At 61.6% G+C, this 17,982-nt stretch carries 16 protein-coding genes; 8 read left to right on the top strand and 8 right to left on the bottom strand.

From position 1 onward, the window contains the following. Positions 1–194: 194 nt before the first annotated feature. The 3 genes from AKV04_RS01270 to AKV04_RS01280 are packed head-to-tail and all read left to right on the top strand — an operon-like array spanning position 195 to position 1,816. Positions 195–728, top strand: coding sequence for a peptidoglycan-binding domain-containing protein (locus tag AKV04_RS01270; protein WP_054004659.1), 534 nt, complete (start codon positions 195–197; stop codon positions 726–728). Continuing rightward, positions 725–1,366: an HD domain-containing protein gene (locus AKV04_RS01275; RefSeq protein ID WP_054004660.1), complete on the top strand. Its 642-nt coding sequence runs from the start codon at positions 725–727 to the stop codon at positions 1,364–1,366. The genes AKV04_RS01270 and AKV04_RS01275 overlap by 4 nt, the downstream gene beginning before the upstream one ends. A gap of 3 nt (positions 1,367–1,369) precedes the next feature. Further along, positions 1,370–1,816 carry a hypothetical protein gene (locus tag AKV04_RS01280; RefSeq protein ID WP_054004661.1) on the top strand — a complete coding sequence of 149 codons (447 nt, stop codon included), beginning with the start codon at positions 1,370–1,372 and terminating at the stop codon, positions 1,814–1,816. A 47-nt stretch (positions 1,817–1,863) separates the two neighbouring features. Here the strand turns inward: AKV04_RS01280 and AKV04_RS01285 are convergent, their stop codons facing one another. From AKV04_RS01285 to rpiA, 5 genes are all read right to left on the bottom strand, one after another. Beyond that, positions 1,864–3,288: a Do family serine endopeptidase gene (locus AKV04_RS01285; RefSeq protein ID WP_235815504.1), complete on the bottom strand. Its 1,425-nt coding sequence runs from the start codon at positions 3,286–3,288 to the stop codon at positions 1,864–1,866. Between the two features lie 340 nt (positions 3,289–3,628). Next, positions 3,629–4,537 carry a protease modulator HflC gene (gene hflC / locus AKV04_RS01290; protein WP_235815499.1) on the bottom strand — a complete coding sequence of 303 codons (909 nt, stop codon included), beginning with the start codon at positions 4,535–4,537 and terminating at the stop codon, positions 3,629–3,631. Continuing rightward, positions 4,537–5,712 carry an FtsH protease activity modulator HflK gene (gene hflK / locus AKV04_RS01295; RefSeq protein WP_054004663.1) on the bottom strand — a complete coding sequence of 392 codons (1,176 nt, stop codon included), beginning with the start codon at positions 5,710–5,712 and terminating at the stop codon, positions 4,537–4,539. The genes hflC and hflK overlap by 1 nt, the downstream gene beginning before the upstream one ends. An 86-nt stretch (positions 5,713–5,798) precedes the next feature. Further along, positions 5,799–7,154 (bottom strand): glutathione-disulfide reductase, encoded by a 1,356-nt coding sequence (gor, locus tag AKV04_RS01300; protein WP_054004664.1) that lies wholly within the window; start codon positions 7,152–7,154, stop codon positions 5,799–5,801. 1 nt (position 7,155) lies between these two features. Next, positions 7,156–7,944, bottom strand: a complete 789-nt coding sequence (rpiA, locus tag AKV04_RS01305) for a ribose-5-phosphate isomerase RpiA (RefSeq protein WP_054004665.1) — start codon at positions 7,942–7,944, stop codon at positions 7,156–7,158. Between the two features lie 163 nt (positions 7,945–8,107). On the opposite strand from rpiA, the gene AKV04_RS01310 reads away from it, so the two are divergent. From AKV04_RS01310 to AKV04_RS01325, 4 genes are all read left to right on the top strand, one after another. Next, entirely contained in the window at positions 8,108–9,436 is a 1,329-nt protein-coding gene (locus tag AKV04_RS01310) for an Nramp family divalent metal transporter (protein ID WP_054004666.1), read from the top strand. Positions 9,437–9,653: 217 nt separating this feature from the next. Then, positions 9,654–10,292 (top strand): glutathione S-transferase family protein, encoded by a 639-nt coding sequence (locus tag AKV04_RS01315; RefSeq protein WP_054004667.1) that lies wholly within the window; start codon positions 9,654–9,656, stop codon positions 10,290–10,292. 13 nt (positions 10,293–10,305) lie between these two features. Further along, the gene (locus AKV04_RS01320; protein ID WP_054004668.1) at positions 10,306–11,685 is read left to right on the top strand and encodes an L-serine ammonia-lyase; all 1,380 of its coding nucleotides are present in this window, start codon (positions 10,306–10,308) and stop codon (positions 11,683–11,685) included. A 217-nt stretch (positions 11,686–11,902) separates the two neighbouring features. Further along, positions 11,903–12,823, top strand: a complete 921-nt coding sequence (locus tag AKV04_RS01325) for a DMT family transporter (RefSeq protein ID WP_054004669.1) — start codon at positions 11,903–11,905, stop codon at positions 12,821–12,823. Here AKV04_RS01325 and AKV04_RS01330 read toward each other — a convergent pair. Next, the gene (locus AKV04_RS01330; RefSeq protein ID WP_328287133.1) at positions 12,780–13,436 is read right to left on the bottom strand and encodes a thiamine diphosphokinase; all 657 of its coding nucleotides are present in this window, start codon (positions 13,434–13,436) and stop codon (positions 12,780–12,782) included. The genes AKV04_RS01325 and AKV04_RS01330 overlap by 44 nt on opposite strands. A 143-nt stretch (positions 13,437–13,579) precedes the next feature. Here AKV04_RS01330 and AKV04_RS01335 point away from each other — a divergent pair, with 143 nt between their 5' ends. After that, positions 13,580–16,183, top strand: a complete 2,604-nt coding sequence (locus AKV04_RS01335; RefSeq protein ID WP_054004671.1) for a hypothetical protein — start codon at positions 13,580–13,582, stop codon at positions 16,181–16,183. Positions 16,184–16,269: 86 nt separating this feature from the next. Here the strand turns inward: AKV04_RS01335 and AKV04_RS01340 are convergent, their stop codons facing one another. Next, on the bottom strand, positions 16,270–16,521 hold the full coding sequence (locus tag AKV04_RS01340; protein WP_054004728.1) for a DUF2842 domain-containing protein: 252 nt from the start codon (positions 16,519–16,521) through the stop codon (positions 16,270–16,272). 69 nt (positions 16,522–16,590) lie between these two features. After that, a complete protein-coding gene (locus AKV04_RS01345; RefSeq protein WP_054004672.1) occupies positions 16,591–17,883 on the bottom strand; it encodes an adenylosuccinate synthase in 1,293 nt (430 codons plus the stop codon). Positions 17,884–17,982: the final 99 nt, after the last annotated feature.

The following is a 17,982-nucleotide window of genomic DNA, read 5'->3' on the forward strand; positions in this document are numbered from 1 at the left end:
ACGGCTCTGCCGCCGACATAGGCCAAAGCCAGGGCATTTGCCAGTGCAGCACCGTCACAGTTCGGTGCAATTCCGTCACCACCCCCGATCACCCGTAGCCCCCCTCGCCCCAAGCCGCTTTGCACAGCCCCAATTTGCGGTTAAGCTTCGCCGCAACACGACCCGGAGCAACCGGGGGACAATACGGGCATGGCATGATTTTTCGTCTGATTTTTGGCTGTGCTGTGATTTTGGCTGGCTGTACCCAGCAGGTCTCGGTGACCGCTCCCGTCGTCGGCAATCTTGGCATTGACCTTGTGCGGCTGAAGGAAGGTGAGCGTCCGCCGCACACCGAAGGCGCGTGCTGGGCGAAAGACACCACCCCCGCCGTGATTGAAACCACCACGGAGCAGCTTGTCGTTACTGATGAGCAGCGCGATGCGCTGGGCAAAGTGACCTCGCCCGCCACCTATCAGACCAAAACCCATCAGCGCCTGCTGCAAGACCATGAAGAGGTCTGGTTCCGCGCGCCATGCCCGCAGGATATGACGGTGAATTTCGTGGCCACCCTGCAACGTGCGCTGAAAGCGCGCGGGCTCTATATGGCCCCAGTGACGGGCGTGATGGACGCGACCACCGCCGAGGCGATCCGGCAATTTCAAGCCGATCGTGGCCTCGACAGCCCAGAACTTTCGCTTTCCGCCGCCAAAGAGCTTGGCATCATCGCAACGGATGTCTCAAAAATATGACGCTTTCAGCCACCCAATCCCGCTACGAGGCCGAAGTAGTACGGCAATGGTCTGCGCATCCTGCCGATGGCGCGCATGATCTGGGCCATCTGCGCCGCGTCTGGGCGCGCGCCAAATTGATCGCGATGGATGAGCCGTGTGATCTGGAGATCCTACTAGCAGCCTGCATCTTCCACGATCTGGTCAACCTGCCGAAATCCCATCCCGAGCGCGCCCGTGCCTCAACGCTATCTGCCGAGGCCGCCTGCCATTTCCTGCGCTTGGATGCTTTCCCCGAGGCCAAACTCTCGGCCGTCGGCCACGCCATTGCCGCACATAGCTTTTCCGCCGCCATCACCCCGATGACCACCGAGGCCCGCGTGCTGCAAGACGCGGATCGGCTGGAGGCTTTGGGCGCCATCGGCATTGCCCGGATGTTTCATGTTTCGGGGGCTATGGGCGGCGGTTTGTTTGATGCCGAAGACCCGATGGCGCTGCAGCGTCCACGCGATGACCGTGCCTATGCGCTCGATCATATTGAGACCAAACTGCTGAAACTGGTCGATACCATGCAAACTGCCCCCGGCCGCGCCATGGCCATAGAGCGCGCCGATTGGATGCTGTCGTTCCGCACCCGGCTGCTGTTTGAGATCGGCTAGACCATGCGGACCCAGCTCTCGCTGCGCTTCGTGTTGATCTTGGTGCTCACCGCCGCCGCCACCATCGCCTTGCTGACCATGTTCGAGGCGATGATCCGTGCCCAACTCAGTTTTGGCACGGCCCTTGTCGTCGTGCTGCCGCTGCTGGTCGCCGCGCGGTCTTGTGGCAGCACTTGGGTCACTCACCACCAAACACCCGCCGGGATCAAACCAATGCTGGCCTATGGCGCGTGGCTTGCCCTGCTCGCCCTGATTGTCTTCCTGCTGCACGGCATTGCCCTGCGGCTCTGGATCGGGCAAGACCCTGCCGAGACGGCGCGGATGCTGGCCCATAGCCCGCCGACGATCCTCACTGTCGCAGCCCTTGCCTATGCCACCTGCGCTTTGATCACCTGCACCGGTTTTGCCTTAGGCGCACGCGCCCAAGCCCGGCTGCTGCCGCGCAGATAAAAAGGCGGCAGGTTTCCCCGCCGCCCCTCATCGCAAAGTCTAAGCGCTTACTCGACCGACAGCGCCACGAACCGCGGATCACCCTCGCGCCGCACCAAGAGCAGGATCGACTTGCGCCCCGCCGCTTTCGCCTCGGACAAACGGTCTTGCAGATCGCTGATGCTGATCACCTTCTGCTGCCCTGCCTCAACAATCACATCTCCCGACGTAACGCCTTTCTCAGACGCCTCAGACGCACCATCGACATGCGTCACCGCAAGCCCGGTCGCCCCAGCAGGCAGCTTCAGATCCTTGGCCACCTGATCATCCACTGGCACCAAGGTCAGCCCCAGCACTTCGGCCTTTTGCGGCTCTACCGGAGTGTCCTTCTGCGCCGCAGGTACAGGCTTGCCGGCCTCATCGGTTTCACGACGCCCCAGCTTGATCTGCAAGGTCTGCTGCTTGCCATCGCGCAGCACCACGGCAGGCACTTCCTCGCCAATCGGGCTATCCGCCACCGTCCGCGTCAGGCTGCGCACATCGGTGATTTCCTTGCCGTTGAAGCTCAAGATCACATCGCCCGCCAGCATCCCGCTGGCTTTCGCTGGGCCCTCCGGCACATCGGTGATCAAAGCACCCTTGGCCTCGGTCAGCCCCATCGCTTCGGCCACATCCGGCGTGACATCTTGGATGCGCACGCCCAACCAGCCGCGCCGGGTCTCGCCATACTGCTTCAACTGATCCACAACATGCGACACCACATTGGAGCCCATCGAGAAGCCAATGCCAATCGAGCCACCCGTCGGCGACAGAATGGCTGTGTTCACACCAATCACCTGACCGTCCATATTAAACAGCGGCCCGCCCGAGTTGCCCTTGTTGATCGCCGCATCGGTCTGGATGAAATCGTCATAAGCGCCGTTCAACTCGCGCCCGCGTGCCGAGACGATCCCGGCCGAGACCGAGAACCCCTGCCCCAGCGGGTTGCCCATCGCCATCACCCAGTCACCGACCCGCATCGCATCCGAATTGCCAAAGGCCACAAACGGCAGCGGCTCGGGGCTTTCAACCTTCAGCACCGCGATGTCGGTTTTCAAATCGGTGCCAACCAGCTTGGCTTTCAGCTTCTTGCCCGAGAAGAACTCAATCTCAATGTCATCCGCGCCCTCAATGACGTGGTTGTTGGTCACGATATAGCCGTCAGCCGAGATCACAAAACCCGAACCCAAGGCCTCCGAGCGTTGCGGCTCGTTCCCACCTTGGCCGTTCTGGTCCATGAAATCTTTGAAGAAATCCTCAAACGGTGAACCCGGCGGCACCATCGGCCCGCCATCTGTGGCCGAAGCCACCATCGATGAGGTGGTGATGTTGACGACCGAAGGGCTGATCTGTTGCGCCAGATCGGCGAAGCTATCCGGCGCGCCAAACGCCAGCGCCTGATGCGCAGGCCCAGCGGCCAGTGCCAGTGAGAGGCCCAGCCCAAGGGCCAGCATCAACCGGGGACGCTTGGGGGTGGCGATGGCTGGAACCGTCAGCGCACGCCCAGTCAAAACATTACGGGCATTGGAAAGTTGAAGCACGTCCGAACTCCTTTTCGTAGTGCGGGGCGCGATCCACATCGCCCGCCGCATCGGATCACATCCGCATATTCATTTACGGGCCAAAATGCGCAATGCAAACCAGATCGCGCCGCCTCAACCCTGCGTGAATGAATTTGTCACCTGCGTGAGCCCGAGTGCAAGCGCCATCGGCACATTGCGCCAATCCTCGCCACAACGCAAAAGGGCCAGCGCAGACGCCAGCCCTTTCAAGTCGATCTGTCGCAGGCCGCGCTTACGGTTGTGCCGCAGGCGCAGCCGGGGCGGCAGGAGCCGCAACCGGCGGCTTCTCGCTGCGCAGATATTCAAAGAACTCGCTGTCCGGCTGCATCACCATCGACGAATTGCCCGCCTGCAACGCCCGTTCATACGAGGTCAAAGACCGGGTAAACGCGAAGAACTCCGGGTCTTTGCCAAAGGCTTCAGCATAGATCGCGTTGCGCTTTGCATCTGCCTCACCGCGGATCACTTCGGCCTCTTTGCTGGCCTGCGAGACGATCTCAACCTTCGAGCGTTCCGCGGCAGCCCGCACGCGCTGTGCCGCCTCGTTACCACGACCAATCTCGTCTGCCGCTTCGCGATCCCGCTCGGCCCGCATCCGCGCAAAGGTGGCTTCAAGGTTCTGTTCCGGCAGATCGGTGCGCGTCAGCCGCACGTCGATCACATCGACCCCAAGCCCTGCCGCTTTGGCGCGCGAATTGTCACGGATCTGGTTCATCAGCGAGGTGCGGTCTTCGGACAGCACCTTCTGGCTGTTCACCCCACCCAAAACCTCACGGATTTCGGCGTTGATGATCTTGTCAAGGTTACTGCGCGCAGCCTCAATACCGCCCGAGCCAACGGCCCGCCGGAACGCTTCCAGATCAACGATCCGCCAGCGCGCAAACGCATCCACCACCAAGCGGCGATCGTCCAGCGGCGTCACTTCCAAAGGCTGCGTCGGCAGACCAAGGATGCGGTCGTCGTAGCGGTAAACCTCCTGCACGAAGGGGATTTTGAAGCCCAGACCGGGCTTGTCCACCACTTGCTTCACTTCACCAAACTGCAAAACCAGCACTTTTTCACGCTCGTCGACGATGAACACCGACGACAACAGCAAGGCCCCTGCAAGGATCAGGCCGGGAAGAATATAGATCGCACGCATCAGTTCGACCCTCCGGTTGGGGTTGCAGGTTTGGTCAGACCCTCCAGCGGCAGATAGGGCAACACACCCTGCCCGTCTTTGCCCGAGACGCCATCCAGGATCACCTTGTTCATCCCGCCCAGCACTTTCTCCATCGTTTCCAGATACATCCGCTTGCGGGTGACTTCCGGGGCCTTGATATATTCGGCGTAGATCGACGAGAAGCGGCTGGCTTCCCCTTCGGCGTTGTTCACCACCTGCGCCTGATAACCACGCGCGTCTTCCAACAACTGCGCCGCTTGCCCGCGTGAGGCCGCGCCAATGGTGTTGGCATAAGCGTCGGCTTCTTTTTCCAGACGGTCGCGCTCTTGCTGCGCCGCCTGCACTTTGCGGAAGCTGTCGATGACTTCGCGCGGCGGGTCGGCCTTGTCAAAGTTCACCCGGATCACGTTGATCCCGGCATCATAGCTGTTCAGCGTGCCTTGAATCGCCGTCATCACTTCCGAGGCGATCACGCCCCGGTCGCGGTTCAACACCGGCGACAGTTCCGAGCGCGCAATGATATCGCGCATCGCAGATTCGGAAACCGCGCGGATGGTGTCCTCAGGATCGGCGAGGTTGAACAGGAACTTCGACGGATCAGCGATGTTCCAGACCACCTGAAACTCGATATCGACGATGTTCTGATCGCGGGTCAGCATCAGACCGTTATCCAACTCGCCCGCCACGCCATTGCCAATATCAGTGGTGCGCTGCTTGCGCGCCTCAACGATTTCCGCCGTCATCACTGGCCAAGGCGCAAAGTGCAGGCCTTCCTCGGTCACGCCACTGAACTTGCCCAGCATCAACGTCACCGCTTGTTCTTCCGGCTTCACCGAATAGGCCGAGGCATAAACCCAGACGCCCAGCGCCACAATCGCGCCCAAAGCCAAGCCTTGCTTGGTGAACATCGCCCCACCCGGCCCGCCCGCGCCCGCAGGCCCACGACCATTGCCGCCACCGCGCCCGCCCATCAGCACGCGCAGATGTTCCTGGCCTTTCTTCATCAGTTCATCAATTTCGGGCATCTGCGGGCCCTCGCCCGGTTTGCGCCCACCCGGACGCTGCCCCGGACGATCGCCCTCTGGCCGCTGGCCATTCCGGTCATCCCCACCAGAACCGCCATTTCCGCCCCAAGGGCCGCCACTACCCGCCATTGATCAACCTTTCGTTTTTTACGTTGCTGCTGAATTGGGCATGAATGACGCGGAAATCAAGCAGATAGACCGCGCAAATTGCCGCATCAGACCACTCTTACCGGCTTTCGCATCGTCACAAGTTCTTCCGACACCGTCGGATGCACCGCCACCGTGCGATCAAAATCCGCCTTCGAAGCACCCATCTTGATCGCAATCGCCGCCAGCTGGATCATCTCCCCCGCGCCCGCGCCCACGATATGGCAGCCCAAAACCCGCTGCGACGCCTGATCCACCACCAGCTTCATCAACACCCGATCCTGCCGACCCGCGAACAGGCTTTTCATCGGCCGGAAGCTGGCTGAAAAAATCTCAATCGGCCCATTCCCCTTGGCGGCTTCTTCCGAAAGCCCCACGGTGCCCAGTTCCGGCTGGGTAAACACCGCCGAGGCCACCAGTTCGTGATCTGCCTTGGTCGGCACACCCCTGAAAACCGTGTCGGCAAAAGCATGGCCCTCGCGGATCGCCACTGGCGTCAGGTTAATCCGGTCCGTGACATCGCCCACCGCATAGATCGACGGCACAGCGGTCTGCGACCACTCATCGACCGAAATCTGCCCGCGCGCGCCAAGGTCAACGCCCGAAGCCTCCAGCCCCATACCGCCCGAATTAGGCTTCCGCCCGGTAGCATACATCACCAGATCAACCTCGCGCGCCTTGCCATCGGTGCCCTGCGCGACGATGCCGTCCGCCCCCTGCTCCAGCCGCGCCACATCGACACCGCATTGAATATCAATCCCGCGCGCGCCCATCGCCGCCGCCACCAATCCCCGCGCCTCATCATCAAAGCCGCGCAAAATCGACGCCCCGCGATACATCATCGTCACCTTTACGCCCAAGCCATGCAGGATACAGGCAAACTCGCTGGCAATATAACCGCCGCCCACCACCAGCGCCCGCTTCGGCAAGGCATCAAGCAGGAACATCTCATTCGAGGTCACCGCCAATTCACCGCCCGGCACTTCCGGCACAAACGGCCGCCCGCCCGTGGCAATCAGAATATGCTTGACGCTGAACTCCTCACCCGAGGCCAACCGCACCCGATGCGGATCGACCACCACCGCGCGGGCATCATAGATCGTCACACCGGCATTCAGCAGCGTGCTGCGATACGCGCCCTCCAGCCGATCCAATTCCTTGTCCAGCGTGCCGCGAAACTGCATCCAGTCGAACGCGCCGACCTGCGCATCCCAGCCGTAAGCCCGCGCATCCTGCACCTCTTCGGGATATTCCGAGGCAAACACCATCAGCTTCTTCGGCACGCAGCCCCGGATCACACAGGTCCCGCCCATCCGGCTTTCCTCGGCCAGCGCCACCTTCGCGCCACCCTCCGCAGAAGCAATCCGCGCCGCCCGCACCCCGCCCGAGCCACCACCGATGACGAAAAGATCGTAGTCGAACACGTTATTCCCCCAGATCAGCGAAGATATTGTCCGTCGGTGCAAACAAAATCCGCTCGTCCGTCTCAGACCCCGAGTTGATATCGCGCACCGTCACTCTGCCATCGCCGTGGCCAATGATCACGATGTCACAGATATCTATGAACAGCCCGTTTTCAACCACACCCGGAATTTGGTTCAACACCAAGGCCAACTGACGCGGATTGCCGATCCGCTTCAGATGCAGATCGAGGATGTAATTGCTCTCGTCCGTCACCAGCGGGCGGTCGCCATTCATTCGCAGGGTCACATCGCGCGCCAGCACATCCATCGACACCAGCATTTCCTCGACCAAAGCCTTAGAGGTCTGCCAGCCGAACGGAATGATCTCAATCGGCAGCGGAAACGCCCCCAACTGCTGCACTTCCTTCGCCGCATCGGCGATCACGATCATCAGATCGCTGGCGGTCGCGACGATCTTCTCCTGCAACAACGCCGCACCGCCGCCCTTGATCAGCGCAAGGTTCTGGTCAAACTCATCTGCGCCATCAATCGTCACGTCCAACCACTTCGCCTCATCCAGCGAGGTCACATGAATCCCCACCTGCCGCGCCAACTCGGCGGTGCGGGTCGAGGTCGGAACCCCGACAATCTTCAACCCCTCCTCGCGCACCCGCTCGCCCAGACAGCGCACCATCCATGCGGCGGTCGATCCGGTGCCTAAGCCCACCTTCATGCCGCTTTCAATGAAATCCACCGCCCGCTTAGCGGCGACGAATTTGGCTTTGTCGATGGGGGAAAGATCGGCTGGCATGTGATTTCCTCAGTCTGATGCGCCCATTGGGCCGCGGGCTGCTTGGGCTGTTGCGCCCTTATAGGCAAACCCGCCCGACGGGGCGAGAGGGGAATCACTTGGCCCTTGACAGACTCGCCCGCAAAGCTACATTGCGAATAATTCTCAATGTCAGAAAGCCGCCATGAACTCCCTTTTCGATCTGCGCAACGACTGGAAGCAACCGCGCGGCGATGCCGCCCTCGCTGACGTCCACCGCTCGGTGCAACTGCCGAAAGGCACATGGCGCCGCTTCGCCGCTTTCCTCGGCCCCGGCTATATGGTGGCGGTTGGCTATATGGACCCCGGCAACTGGGCGACCTCGCTCGCGGGTGGCTCCAAATTCGGCTACACCCTGCTGGTGGTGGCGCTGATTTCCAACCTGATGGCGATCGTGCTGCAATCACTCTGCGCCCGCCTCGCCATCGCCTCGGGTCGTGATCTGGCGCAAGCCTGCCGCGACGCCTTCCCGCGCTTTGTTTCAATCCCGCTCTGGCTCGCCGCAGAAATCGCCATCATCGCCACCGACATTGCCGAGGTGATCGGCACCGCCATCGGCCTCAACCTGCTGTTCGGCATCCCGCTCGAACTCGGCGTGCTGATCACCGCCCTCGACGTCTTCCTGATCCTGTGGCTGCAAACCAAAGGCTTCCGCTGGCTGGAGGCCTTCATCATCACGCTTCTGGGCGTGATCGCCGTCTGCTTTGGGCTCCAGATCGCGATGGCCGATCCCGATTGGGCAGGCGTGATCAAAGGCTTCGCCCCCACCACCGAAATCCTGCGCAACCCCGAAATGCTCTACCTCGCGCTTGGCATCCTTGGCGCCACCGTGATGCCGCACAACCTCTACCTGCACTCCGCCATCGTGCAAACCCGCGCCTATGGCGACAGCATCGAGGAAAAACGGGAGGCATTGAAATTCGCCACCATCGACAGCACCGTGGCGCTCTGCTTCGCGCTGTTGATCAACGCCTCGATCCTGATCCTCGCCGCCGCCTCGTTCCATGCCACAGGCCAGACCGAGGTCGCAGAACTCGGTGACGCCCACCAACTGCTCGGCCCATTGCTCGGCTCTGGCATCGCGCCCTCCCTATTCGCAATCGCCCTCTTGGCCTGTGGTTTAAACTCAACCGTCACCGCCACCCTCGCAGGTCAAGCCGTGATGGAAGGCTTCCTGCAAATCCGGCTGCCGCCATGGCTGCGCCGCCTGATCACCCGCGCCATTGCCATCATCCCCGCCGCCGGAGTGACTCTCTATTACGGCAGCGCGGGCACCGGGCGATTGCTCATCCTCACCCAAGTCATCCTGTCGCTGCAACTTTCCTTCGCCGTGGTGCCCTTGGTGATGTTCACCGCCAACCGCGCCAAAATGGGTGCGCTCGCCGCCCCACGCTGGCTGGTGGCGCTGGCCATCCTGATCGCCGTGGTGATCATCGCGCTGAACGCCAAACTGCTGTGGGATTTCATCAGCTAGCCCACAGCCAAATTGCTAAAACTTATCTAAAATTTGCTTTCATCTTGGCGAAAATATCCCACGGGGGTGCGGGGGTGTGAAACCCCCGCGAACCTTTGGGCAGAACGCCCCGTATCAGAACCACCTCCGCCGCCGCCGCTGCACACCAAAAAGTGTCGGTTTTCGCATGGTATCCCTCCCGCCTTCCGCCATACTGCGGCGAAATGAGGAGCCCGCGATGTATGTTCTGCACCACACACCCGACTCGGCAGCCCTGATCGTCCGATTGGTGCTAGAGGAGCTCGGCCTGCCCTACCAGATCGCCTCGCTCGACCGCGAAGGCGGCGCGCTCGACAGCCCCAGCTACCGTAAACTGCAACCCCTGGGCAAAATCCCCGCGCTGGAAACCCCCGATGGCACCATGTTTGAAACCGCCGCGATCCTGCTGCATCTGTCCGAAATAACTGGCAAGCTCGCGCCCGCTCCGAACACGCCCGAACGCGGCCAATTCCTGAAATGGCTGTTCTTCACCTCCAGCAACCTGCACCCAACTGCGATGGTCTACTACTACCCGCATCGCGTCGCAGGCCCGGAAAACGCCGACGCCGCCAAGGCGCAAGCCGCTGCGACCCTGAAATCGCTGGTAAAGACCCTTGATGACATGGTCGCCCTAGAGGCCCCCGACTGGCTCTCAACCGCCCCTTCCATCCTTGGCTATTACATCGCCATGCTGATGCGTTGGCTGTTCGAGCCGTGCCCCGCAACCGACTATCCCGCCTTGCACAAAATCCTGCTCGCCTTGGAGACCCGCCCCGCAGCCATTGCTTGCGCGCAGGCCGAAGGCTTGGGCGACATGATGTTCTCGAACCCCTATTGATCGGACCGCCCCTATGTTCCTCTCCGTTTTCGACATGTTCAAAGTCGGCGTCGGCCCGTCCTCGTCGCACACCATGGGGCCAATGGTTGCCGCCGCTCGCTTTCTCGATCTGATGCGCACCTCGCCGTTCAAATTCGGCGGCGTCAAAGCCTCGTTGCACGGCAGCCTCGCCTTCACCGGCATCGGTCACGCCACCGATCGCGCCACCATTTTGGGCCTCGCAGGCTTCCACCCCGCCACCTATGACGCCGCGAAAGCCGAAACCACCCTTGCGGCGATCAGCGAGACGCACACCATCCACGCAGACGGCCTGCCGCCTTTGCACTTCAATCCCAAAGCCGACCTGACCTTTGATTACGGCCCAGCTTTGCCGGGCCACGCCAATGGCATGGTGCTGAAAGCCACCGACGCCCAAGGCGACGTGATCTTGCAGGAAACCTACTATTCCATCGGCGGCGGCTTCGTGCTGAGTGCTGGTGAGTTGACGGAGGCAGGCGCTGGCAAAGCCAAGACCAAAGCCGACGTGCCCTACCCTTTTGAAACGGGTGACGAAATGATGGCGATGGCAAAGGCGTCGGGCCTCTCCATCGCGCAAATGAAACTCGCCAACGAACTGAAATTCCGCTCCAAAACCGAGATCGACCAAGGCATCGCCCGACTGTGGCAAGTGATGAACGACTGCATCTCGCGCGGCATGGAGGGCACCGGTATCCTGCCGGGTGGCCTAAAAGTCCGCCGCCGTGCCAAAGGCATTCACGACGCTTTGCTGGCTGAACGCGGATTGAACATGACCGCGCCCCACACCATCAACGACTGGATGAGCCTCTATGCGATGGCGGTAAACGAAGAAAACGCCGCCGGCGGCCAAGTCGTCACCGCCCCCACCAACGGGGCTGCTGGCGTATTGCCTGCAGTGCTGCGCTATTACCTTGACCACGTCCCCGGCGCTTCCACCTCGAAAATCGCCGAATTCCTGCTGACCGCCTCCGCCATCGGCGGCCTCTGCAAACACAACGCCAGCATCTCGGGTGCGGAATGTGGTTGCCAAGCCGAAGTGGGCTCCGCCGCCGCAATGGCCTCCGCCGCCCTTGCCGCCGTTTTGGGTGGCACGGTGATGCAAGTCGAGAACGCCGCCGAAATCGCGCTGGAGCATCACCTCGGCATGACCTGTGATCCCGTCGCTGGCCTCGTGCAGGTGCCTTGCATCGAGCGCAACGGTCTGGGTGCAATCAAAGCCGTCTCCGCCGCCTCCCTCGCCCTGCGCGGCGACGGCGAGCATCTGGTGTCACTGGATGTCTGCATCGAGACCATGCGCCAAACCGGCAATGACATGCATGAGAAGTACAAAGAAACCTCGCTGGGTGGCCTTGCTGTCAACGTGCCAAACTGCTGAGAAGGTGATCTGGTAGAGCCGCAAAGCGGCAAAAGTTTTCCCTTCCCCCGGCTTCCCGCCGGGATGAAGGGGCTGCCGCCGCGATAAGATTGAGACCCTGCGCTTGGGGTTCGGGAAGTTATTGAGTATTTTCAAAAGAGCAACTCCCAGACCCGCAGCGCCATCCATAGTCGTTTTCAGACAGGACGCATCCCGCTCGCTCGTCTAGCGATAACGCATGACAAACGACCGCATCCTTCCCGGCATCCTGTTAATGCTCGCCTTTTGTGTGCTGGCCCCGTTGCTCGACACCGCCTCAAAACTTGCCACCGCCGCGATCCCGGTCGGTCAAATCACCACCGCGCGTTTTCTAGTGCAAGGGGCGCTGATGCTGCCCATTGCTTTGCTGATGCGGCTGCCTTTGCGTATCTCGCCCAAAACCACCGCGCTGATCACCCTGCGCGCGGTCTTTCTGATCGCCTCGACCTACGGCTTTGTCGCAGGCGTGCAAGTCATGCCGATCGCCGATGCCCTCGCCATCGTGTTCATCGAGCCGTTCATCCTGCTGATCCTCGGCTATGTCCTGTTCGGCAACCCGGTCGGCCCCCGCCGCATCGCAGCTTCTGTCGTGGGATTTGCAGGCGCGCTCTTGGTGATCCAGCCCTCGCTGACCCATTACGGCACAGCCGCACTTTACCCGCTGGTCTCGGCGTTCTGTTTTGCCTTCTACATGCTGATCACCCAGGCCATCGCCACTGGGATGCATCCCGTGACCCAACAGTTGCACACCTCGATCGCTGGCAGCCTGCTCTGCCTGCCCGTGATGCTGTGGGCCAATGGCACTGGCATCACCGAACTTGATCCCGTCATGCCGCAGGGTCTGAACTGGCTTTGGCTGTTCGGCGTCGGCTTTTGGGCGGCGGCAAGCCATATGTGCATGACCGTGGCGCTGAAATGCGCCCCCGCCTCCACCCTAGCGCCCTTGCACTATCTGGAGATCGTCACCGCAGTGACCCTCGGCTATCTGGTGTTCGGCGATTTCCCCAATGCGCTGACTTGGGCGGGCATCGTGATCATCATCGCCTCGGGTCTTTACATCATCCACCGCGAGCGGATCACGCTACACCAAGCCCGTTCAGTGCTGCCGCCAGAGATTTGATTGGCAAGATCACCAGCATCTTGGGCGCCGAGAACCGCAGGCTGACCGGGCCGGATACCTCATTCGAGGTGCCGATCATGCCATCTGGCGCGAAATCCAAGCCCTGCAACGGCCACCGCAGCCCCGCGCTTTCCCCGCTCACCTGCGCCATCGGAAACAGCGAGAACCGGCTGCCCAGCGGCAAATCCAACCGCATCTGCAACGGTGCCAGAAAGATCACATCCTGCGGCGACAGCACCAGACAGCGCTGATCGGGCGCGCGCACCAAAGCGTTCAGCACCGCCAAGCCATGATCCAGCCGCGCCCCTGCGAATCCTATCCCCAGCACGAACGGTGCCCGGATCGAGCGCAGAGCCTTGTCAAAATCGGTGGTTATTTGTTCGGCAATCGGAAACAACCGCCCCGCCAGCCGCGCCTGCGCTGCAGCACTGATCGAATCGAAGTCGCCAATCACCGCTTCAGGCTCCACCCCCAGCGCCAAAAGCCGGTCCGCCCCGCCATCAGCCCCAACAATCCTTGGGGCTAACCGCAGCGCACGGGTAAGCTGCGCTTTGCCGAACGGCCCACCGCCCGCCAAAGTTACCCCCTGCAAAGAGTCGACAATCACCTGCATAATCCCGATACTGTTCTTCTAATTGCGGCACAAACCCCGTGCGGTGAACACAATCAATCCTTCAAATTACCCTGTTCTGTCCACGGAATTGAACAAAGCGCAGTGCAGGTTGGCGACGTGAACTTTGTAAAGGCGGCATCCCGATGATCGGTGCAAGTAAAATTCTTACCGTTTCTTACGGAACTTTCAGCTGCACGCTGGAAGGGTTCGATGAGCCTTTCAACACCATGAAGGCCATCGCCGAATATTTCCGTGATCTCGCCGCCGAAGACCGCTACTTTGGCGCCGAACCGCCCACCCCGGATGCCGCCATGCTGCACCGCATTGCCGAGCGCGAAATCCAGCGCCGGGTTGAGGCGAAAATCCAAGACAATGGCGTGATCCTGCGGGCTGGTGATACCGAAGCGCCTGCGCTCGCCGCCCCGATTGTTGCCCCCCCCATCTCCCCCCCGACAGTCACCGCTGCCGCGAACCTGGATGCCAATGGCGAATCCGTCGCCGAACGCTTGTCCCGCCTGCGCGCCGCACAATCCGCTCCGATGGCTGCCGAACCCACCATTCACCACATCGCCGAAGCCGCCGCTATCGCCGACGACAGCTATAGCGAAGACCAACATTCCGACGACATTCTGGCCAATATTGCCGCTTTGGCAGCGCCTGAAGCTCCCTCGGAAACCCCTGTCGAAGCGGATACAACCGAGCCGCACTACGCTCTCGAACCCGGCGATCTGATCGCCGCAGAAATCACGCCTGATCACCAAGATGCATCAGAGCCCGAGATCGAGCCGCAAGATCTTGCCGACCTCGCCGCGTTGGATGCGCCACGCCCCAACGCCGCACCCCTTGATACCGCAGCGGACACCAGCGCAGCTTTGCCCGCAGCCCAAGAGAGCTATGACGAAGACCCTGCCTTGCAGAACGACGGCTCCGCCGATCTTGCCGCCGCCTTCGCAGATGATCTGCCCGCAGCCGAAAGCCTGATCACCACCGAAAGCCTGATCGCTGTCGAAGACCCGGTGATCGAAGATTTTGCAGCGGCTGTGCAAGACGCGCCCGCCGCCGAAGACTATGACGACGAAATCCTCGCTGATCTGCTGCCCGAACACGATCCGATTGCCGAAGCGGCGGCCTATGCCGATGAAGACATGTTGGCCTCACTCGGCGCTCTGATCGCCGAGAACGATCTAATCCAGCCCGAAACTGATGCAGTCGCACCCATATCAGAGCCGCTGATCGCGGTTTCCGATGCAGTATCTGAAGACACCCTGTCAGAAGACGCACTGCCAGAAGCTGTTGATGCAGCAGAAGACGATGCGGAAGATGACATCCTGCTCGCCAGCCTGCCCACAGCCGCAGAAGTCAGCCCCGAAATCTCTGTCGCCCCGGAAATCCAACCGGAACCAGAAACCCAAGCCGCCGCGGCAGCTTTCCCAGAAACCGCCCGCGAACCCGGCGAGAAAATCCAGCGTGCCCGCGCCCGTGTGATCAAAATCCGCCGCGCCGATGCACCGCGCGCACCCGAAACTGCTCAAACCGCACCGCAAACCTCGCTGCTCTCCCCCGAGGCCGAGGCAGCACTACAAGCCGAACTCGCCGCGCTTGAGGCCGAGATCCCGGCAGCATCCGCCCCGGTGCGCCCGACCCGCCCCGTGCGTCACCTGACGCCGCGCCCGATTGAAACCAGCTTTGACGACGACGATCATCTCGCCGCCGCCCTGGCCGATGCGCCTGTCGCTGACACGCCAGCCGCAGAAATGCTGCCAGAGATCACCCCCGCAGCGGATGCCGTCGCGGCACTGCTGGCCTCCACCACGCCCGCAGAAGTCGAAACACCTACTGAATCCGAAGCCCAACCGCAGCCGGCGCATCACGCCGAAGGTCGCAAACTGCTAGAAACCGAATCGGATGACGATGCCGTCACCCGGCTGATGGCCGCCACCAACTCTGTGATGGACGACGAAGAAAGCCGCCGCCGCCACTCGGCGATCTCGCATCTGAAAGCCGCCGTCGCCGCGACCGAGGCCGAACGCCAGATCAAAGCCGCCAACCCCGGTCGCCCACAACCCGATCGCCAAGACATCTATCGCCACGATCTGGAAAGCGTTGTCCGCCCCAAGCCCGCCGACAGCAGCATCGAAACCCGCGCCGCAGCCAATGCCGAACGCCTGACGCCGCTGGTTCTGGTCTCCGAACAGCGCATTGATCGCGCCAAACCCGCCGCCGCCCCCTTTGTGGCCACTGCCGCCTTTGTGGCCCCCGCGATCCTGACGCCCTCGGCCCCGGCCAGCCCGCGCGTGGTGATGCCGGTGCGCCCGCGCCGCGTCAGTGGTGCCGCCAGCATGGCCGCGATGCAAGCGATGCCCGATGAAGACAGCCTGATCGGCGACGCAACTGACGATCTGGACGACGAAGACCTGCTCGCCGCCGAAGATGAGGGCAATTTCTTCGCCGAGGGCCAAAACTTCGCCGATTTCGCCGAGAAACTTGGCGCAAATTCCTTGGCCGAACTTCTGGAAGCCTCAGCTGTCTACTGCACGCAAGTGCTGGGCCGCCCGAACTTCAGCCGCCCCCTTGTCATACGCCAGCTGGACTCCCTGATCGACGAACCAGATCACCAACGCGAAGATTGTCTGCGCGCTTTCGGCACCCTGCTGCGGCAAGGTCGCATCGCGAAAATTAAGCGTGGCCAATTTGCCATGACCGAGCGTTCGCCCTTGCTGGCGGAAGCGCTTCGCTTTACCGCCTAAGCCAAGAGAACAGGGCCGAGGCTGCCACTCGCGCCCCACAAAACAGCCGGAACATTGGGGAATGTTCCGGCTGTTTTCATGTCTGATCAGAGTTTACGATCAATAGGGGCGTCAGGCACGGGGTTAGCCTCAGGATCGGGCTGGCCCACCCCCAAAAACACCGATTTGAACGGCAATATCCACGCCACGCCCAAAAACAGATAGGCCGGAACCTCAGCCCAGATTGGCAACCGATCAATCTTGTCGATCAGATTGACCGCCACCACGACATAAATCGGCATCCCCACCAGAAGGATTAGCAAAGACCACCGCTTACGGGCCTTGTAACTCAGCGCCATCGCCATCTCCTGAAACCAAAACGCCCCCTGCACGACAGCAGGGGGCGTGGTGTAAGCTAAACCGCAAGATCAATCCGCAAAGGGATCGGTCACCAGAATCGTATCGTCCCGCTCAGGCGAGGTCGACAGCAGCGCCACCGGACATTGGATCAATTCCTCAATCCGCCGCACATATTTGATCGCAGCCCCCGGCAGATCGGCCCAAGACCGCGCGCCTGCGGTGTTCTCGCTCCAACCTTCCATTTCCTCATAGATCGGCGTGCAACGGGCCTGCTGATCGGCAGCGGTCGGCAGGTAATCCAACCGCACCCCATCCAGATCATAGCCCACACAAATCTTCAGCACCGGGAAACCATCCAGCACATCCAACTTGGTCAGCGCAATCCCCGACACGCCTGACGTTGCACAAGTCTGCCGCACCAGCACCGCATCAAACCAGCCGCAACGCCGCTTACGCCCGGTCACGGTGCCAAATTCATGGCCCCGCTCGCCCAAACGCGCGCCATCGGCATCGAACAGCTCTGCCGGGAACGGGCCTTCACCGACCCTGGTCGTATAGGCCTTCACGATGCCCAACACGAAATCAATCGCCGTCGGCCCTAACCCCGTGCCCGTCGCCGCCTGCCCCGCGATCACATTCGAAGACGTCACAAACGGATAAGTCCCGAAATCAATATCCAGCAACGCCCCCTGTGCGCCCTCGAACAAAATCCGTTTTCCGGCCTTGCGCGCCTCGGTCAGCACCTTCCACACCGGTTTCGCATAGGGCAAAACCTGCGGCGCAATCGCGCGCAATGCGTCAAGCAGCGCCGCGCGGTCAATCGGCGCGATCCCCAGCCCCCGACGCAAGGCATCATGGTGGCCCATCAAACGATCCACCCGCGTCGCCAACGTCGTCTCATCCGCCAGATCGGCCACCCGAATGGCGCGCCGACCCACCTTATCCTCATAAGCCGGGCCAATGCCGCGCCCAGTGGTGCCAATCTTTGCCACCCCGGTCTGGCCCTCGCGCGCCCGGTCCAACTCGCCATGAATCGGCAAGATCAGCGACGCATTCTCGGCAAGCATCAGATTTTCAGTTGTAATATCAACGCCCTGCCCGCGCAGCTTTTCAATCTCGGTCACCAGATGCCACGGATCAACCACCACGCCGTTGCCAATGACCGACAGCTTGCCGCCGCGCACAATCCCCGAGGGCAGCAGCGACAGCTTATAAACCTTGCCATCAATCACCAGCGTATGCCCGGCGTTATGCCCGCCCTGAAAGCGCGCAATCACATCGGCCCGCTCTGAGAGCCAGTCGACGATTTTCCCCTTACCTTCGTCGCCCCACTGGGCTCCGACGACAACAACATTGGCCACGGCATATCCTTCGCGTTTTGGAAAAACCGCGCGACCTATAGCGACACCTGCACCGCGATGAAACCGCTAAATCACGCGGGCGGCTGGACAGACCGCCGC

The organism is Cypionkella psychrotolerans (genome assembly GCF_001294535.1).
Taxonomy (GTDB): Bacteria; Pseudomonadota; Alphaproteobacteria; order Rhodobacterales; family Rhodobacteraceae; genus Cypionkella; species Cypionkella psychrotolerans.

Bases quoted from the DNA above. Each gene is read 5' to 3' on its own strand.
- rpiA (WP_054004665.1), bottom strand. From the start codon at position 7,944: ATGCCAGCCGATCTTTCCCCCATCGACAAAGCCAAATTCGTCGCCGCT.
- AKV04_RS01270 (WP_054004659.1), top strand. From the start codon at position 195: ATGATTTTTCGTCTGATTTTTGGCTGTGCTGTGATTTTGGCTGGCTGT.
- AKV04_RS01340 (WP_054004728.1), bottom strand. From the start codon at position 16,521: ATGGCGCTGAGTTACAAGGCCCGTAAGCGGTGGTCTTTGCTAATCCTT.
- AKV04_RS01275 (WP_054004660.1), top strand. From the start codon at position 725: ATGACGCTTTCAGCCACCCAATCCCGCTACGAGGCCGAAGTAGTACGG.
- AKV04_RS01335 (WP_054004671.1), top strand. From the start codon at position 13,580: ATGATCGGTGCAAGTAAAATTCTTACCGTTTCTTACGGAACTTTCAGC.
- AKV04_RS01325 (WP_054004669.1), top strand. From the start codon at position 11,903: ATGACAAACGACCGCATCCTTCCCGGCATCCTGTTAATGCTCGCCTTT.
- AKV04_RS01310 (WP_054004666.1), top strand. From the start codon at position 8,108: ATGAACTCCCTTTTCGATCTGCGCAACGACTGGAAGCAACCGCGCGGC.
- hflK (WP_054004663.1), bottom strand. From the start codon at position 5,712: ATGGCGGGTAGTGGCGGCCCTTGGGGCGGAAATGGCGGTTCTGGTGGG.
- AKV04_RS01285 (WP_235815504.1), bottom strand. From the start codon at position 3,288: ATGCTGGCCCTTGGGCTGGGCCTCTCACTGGCACTGGCCGCTGGGCCT.
- AKV04_RS01320 (WP_054004668.1), top strand. From the start codon at position 10,306: ATGTTCCTCTCCGTTTTCGACATGTTCAAAGTCGGCGTCGGCCCGTCC.
- AKV04_RS01315 (WP_054004667.1), top strand. From the start codon at position 9,654: ATGTATGTTCTGCACCACACACCCGACTCGGCAGCCCTGATCGTCCGA.
- AKV04_RS01280 (WP_054004661.1), top strand. From the start codon at position 1,370: ATGCGGACCCAGCTCTCGCTGCGCTTCGTGTTGATCTTGGTGCTCACC.
- hflC (WP_235815499.1), bottom strand. From the start codon at position 4,537: ATGCGTGCGATCTATATTCTTCCCGGCCTGATCCTTGCAGGGGCCTTG.
- AKV04_RS01330 (WP_328287133.1), bottom strand. From the start codon at position 13,436: ATGCAGGTGATTGTCGACTCTTTGCAGGGGGTAACTTTGGCGGGCGGT.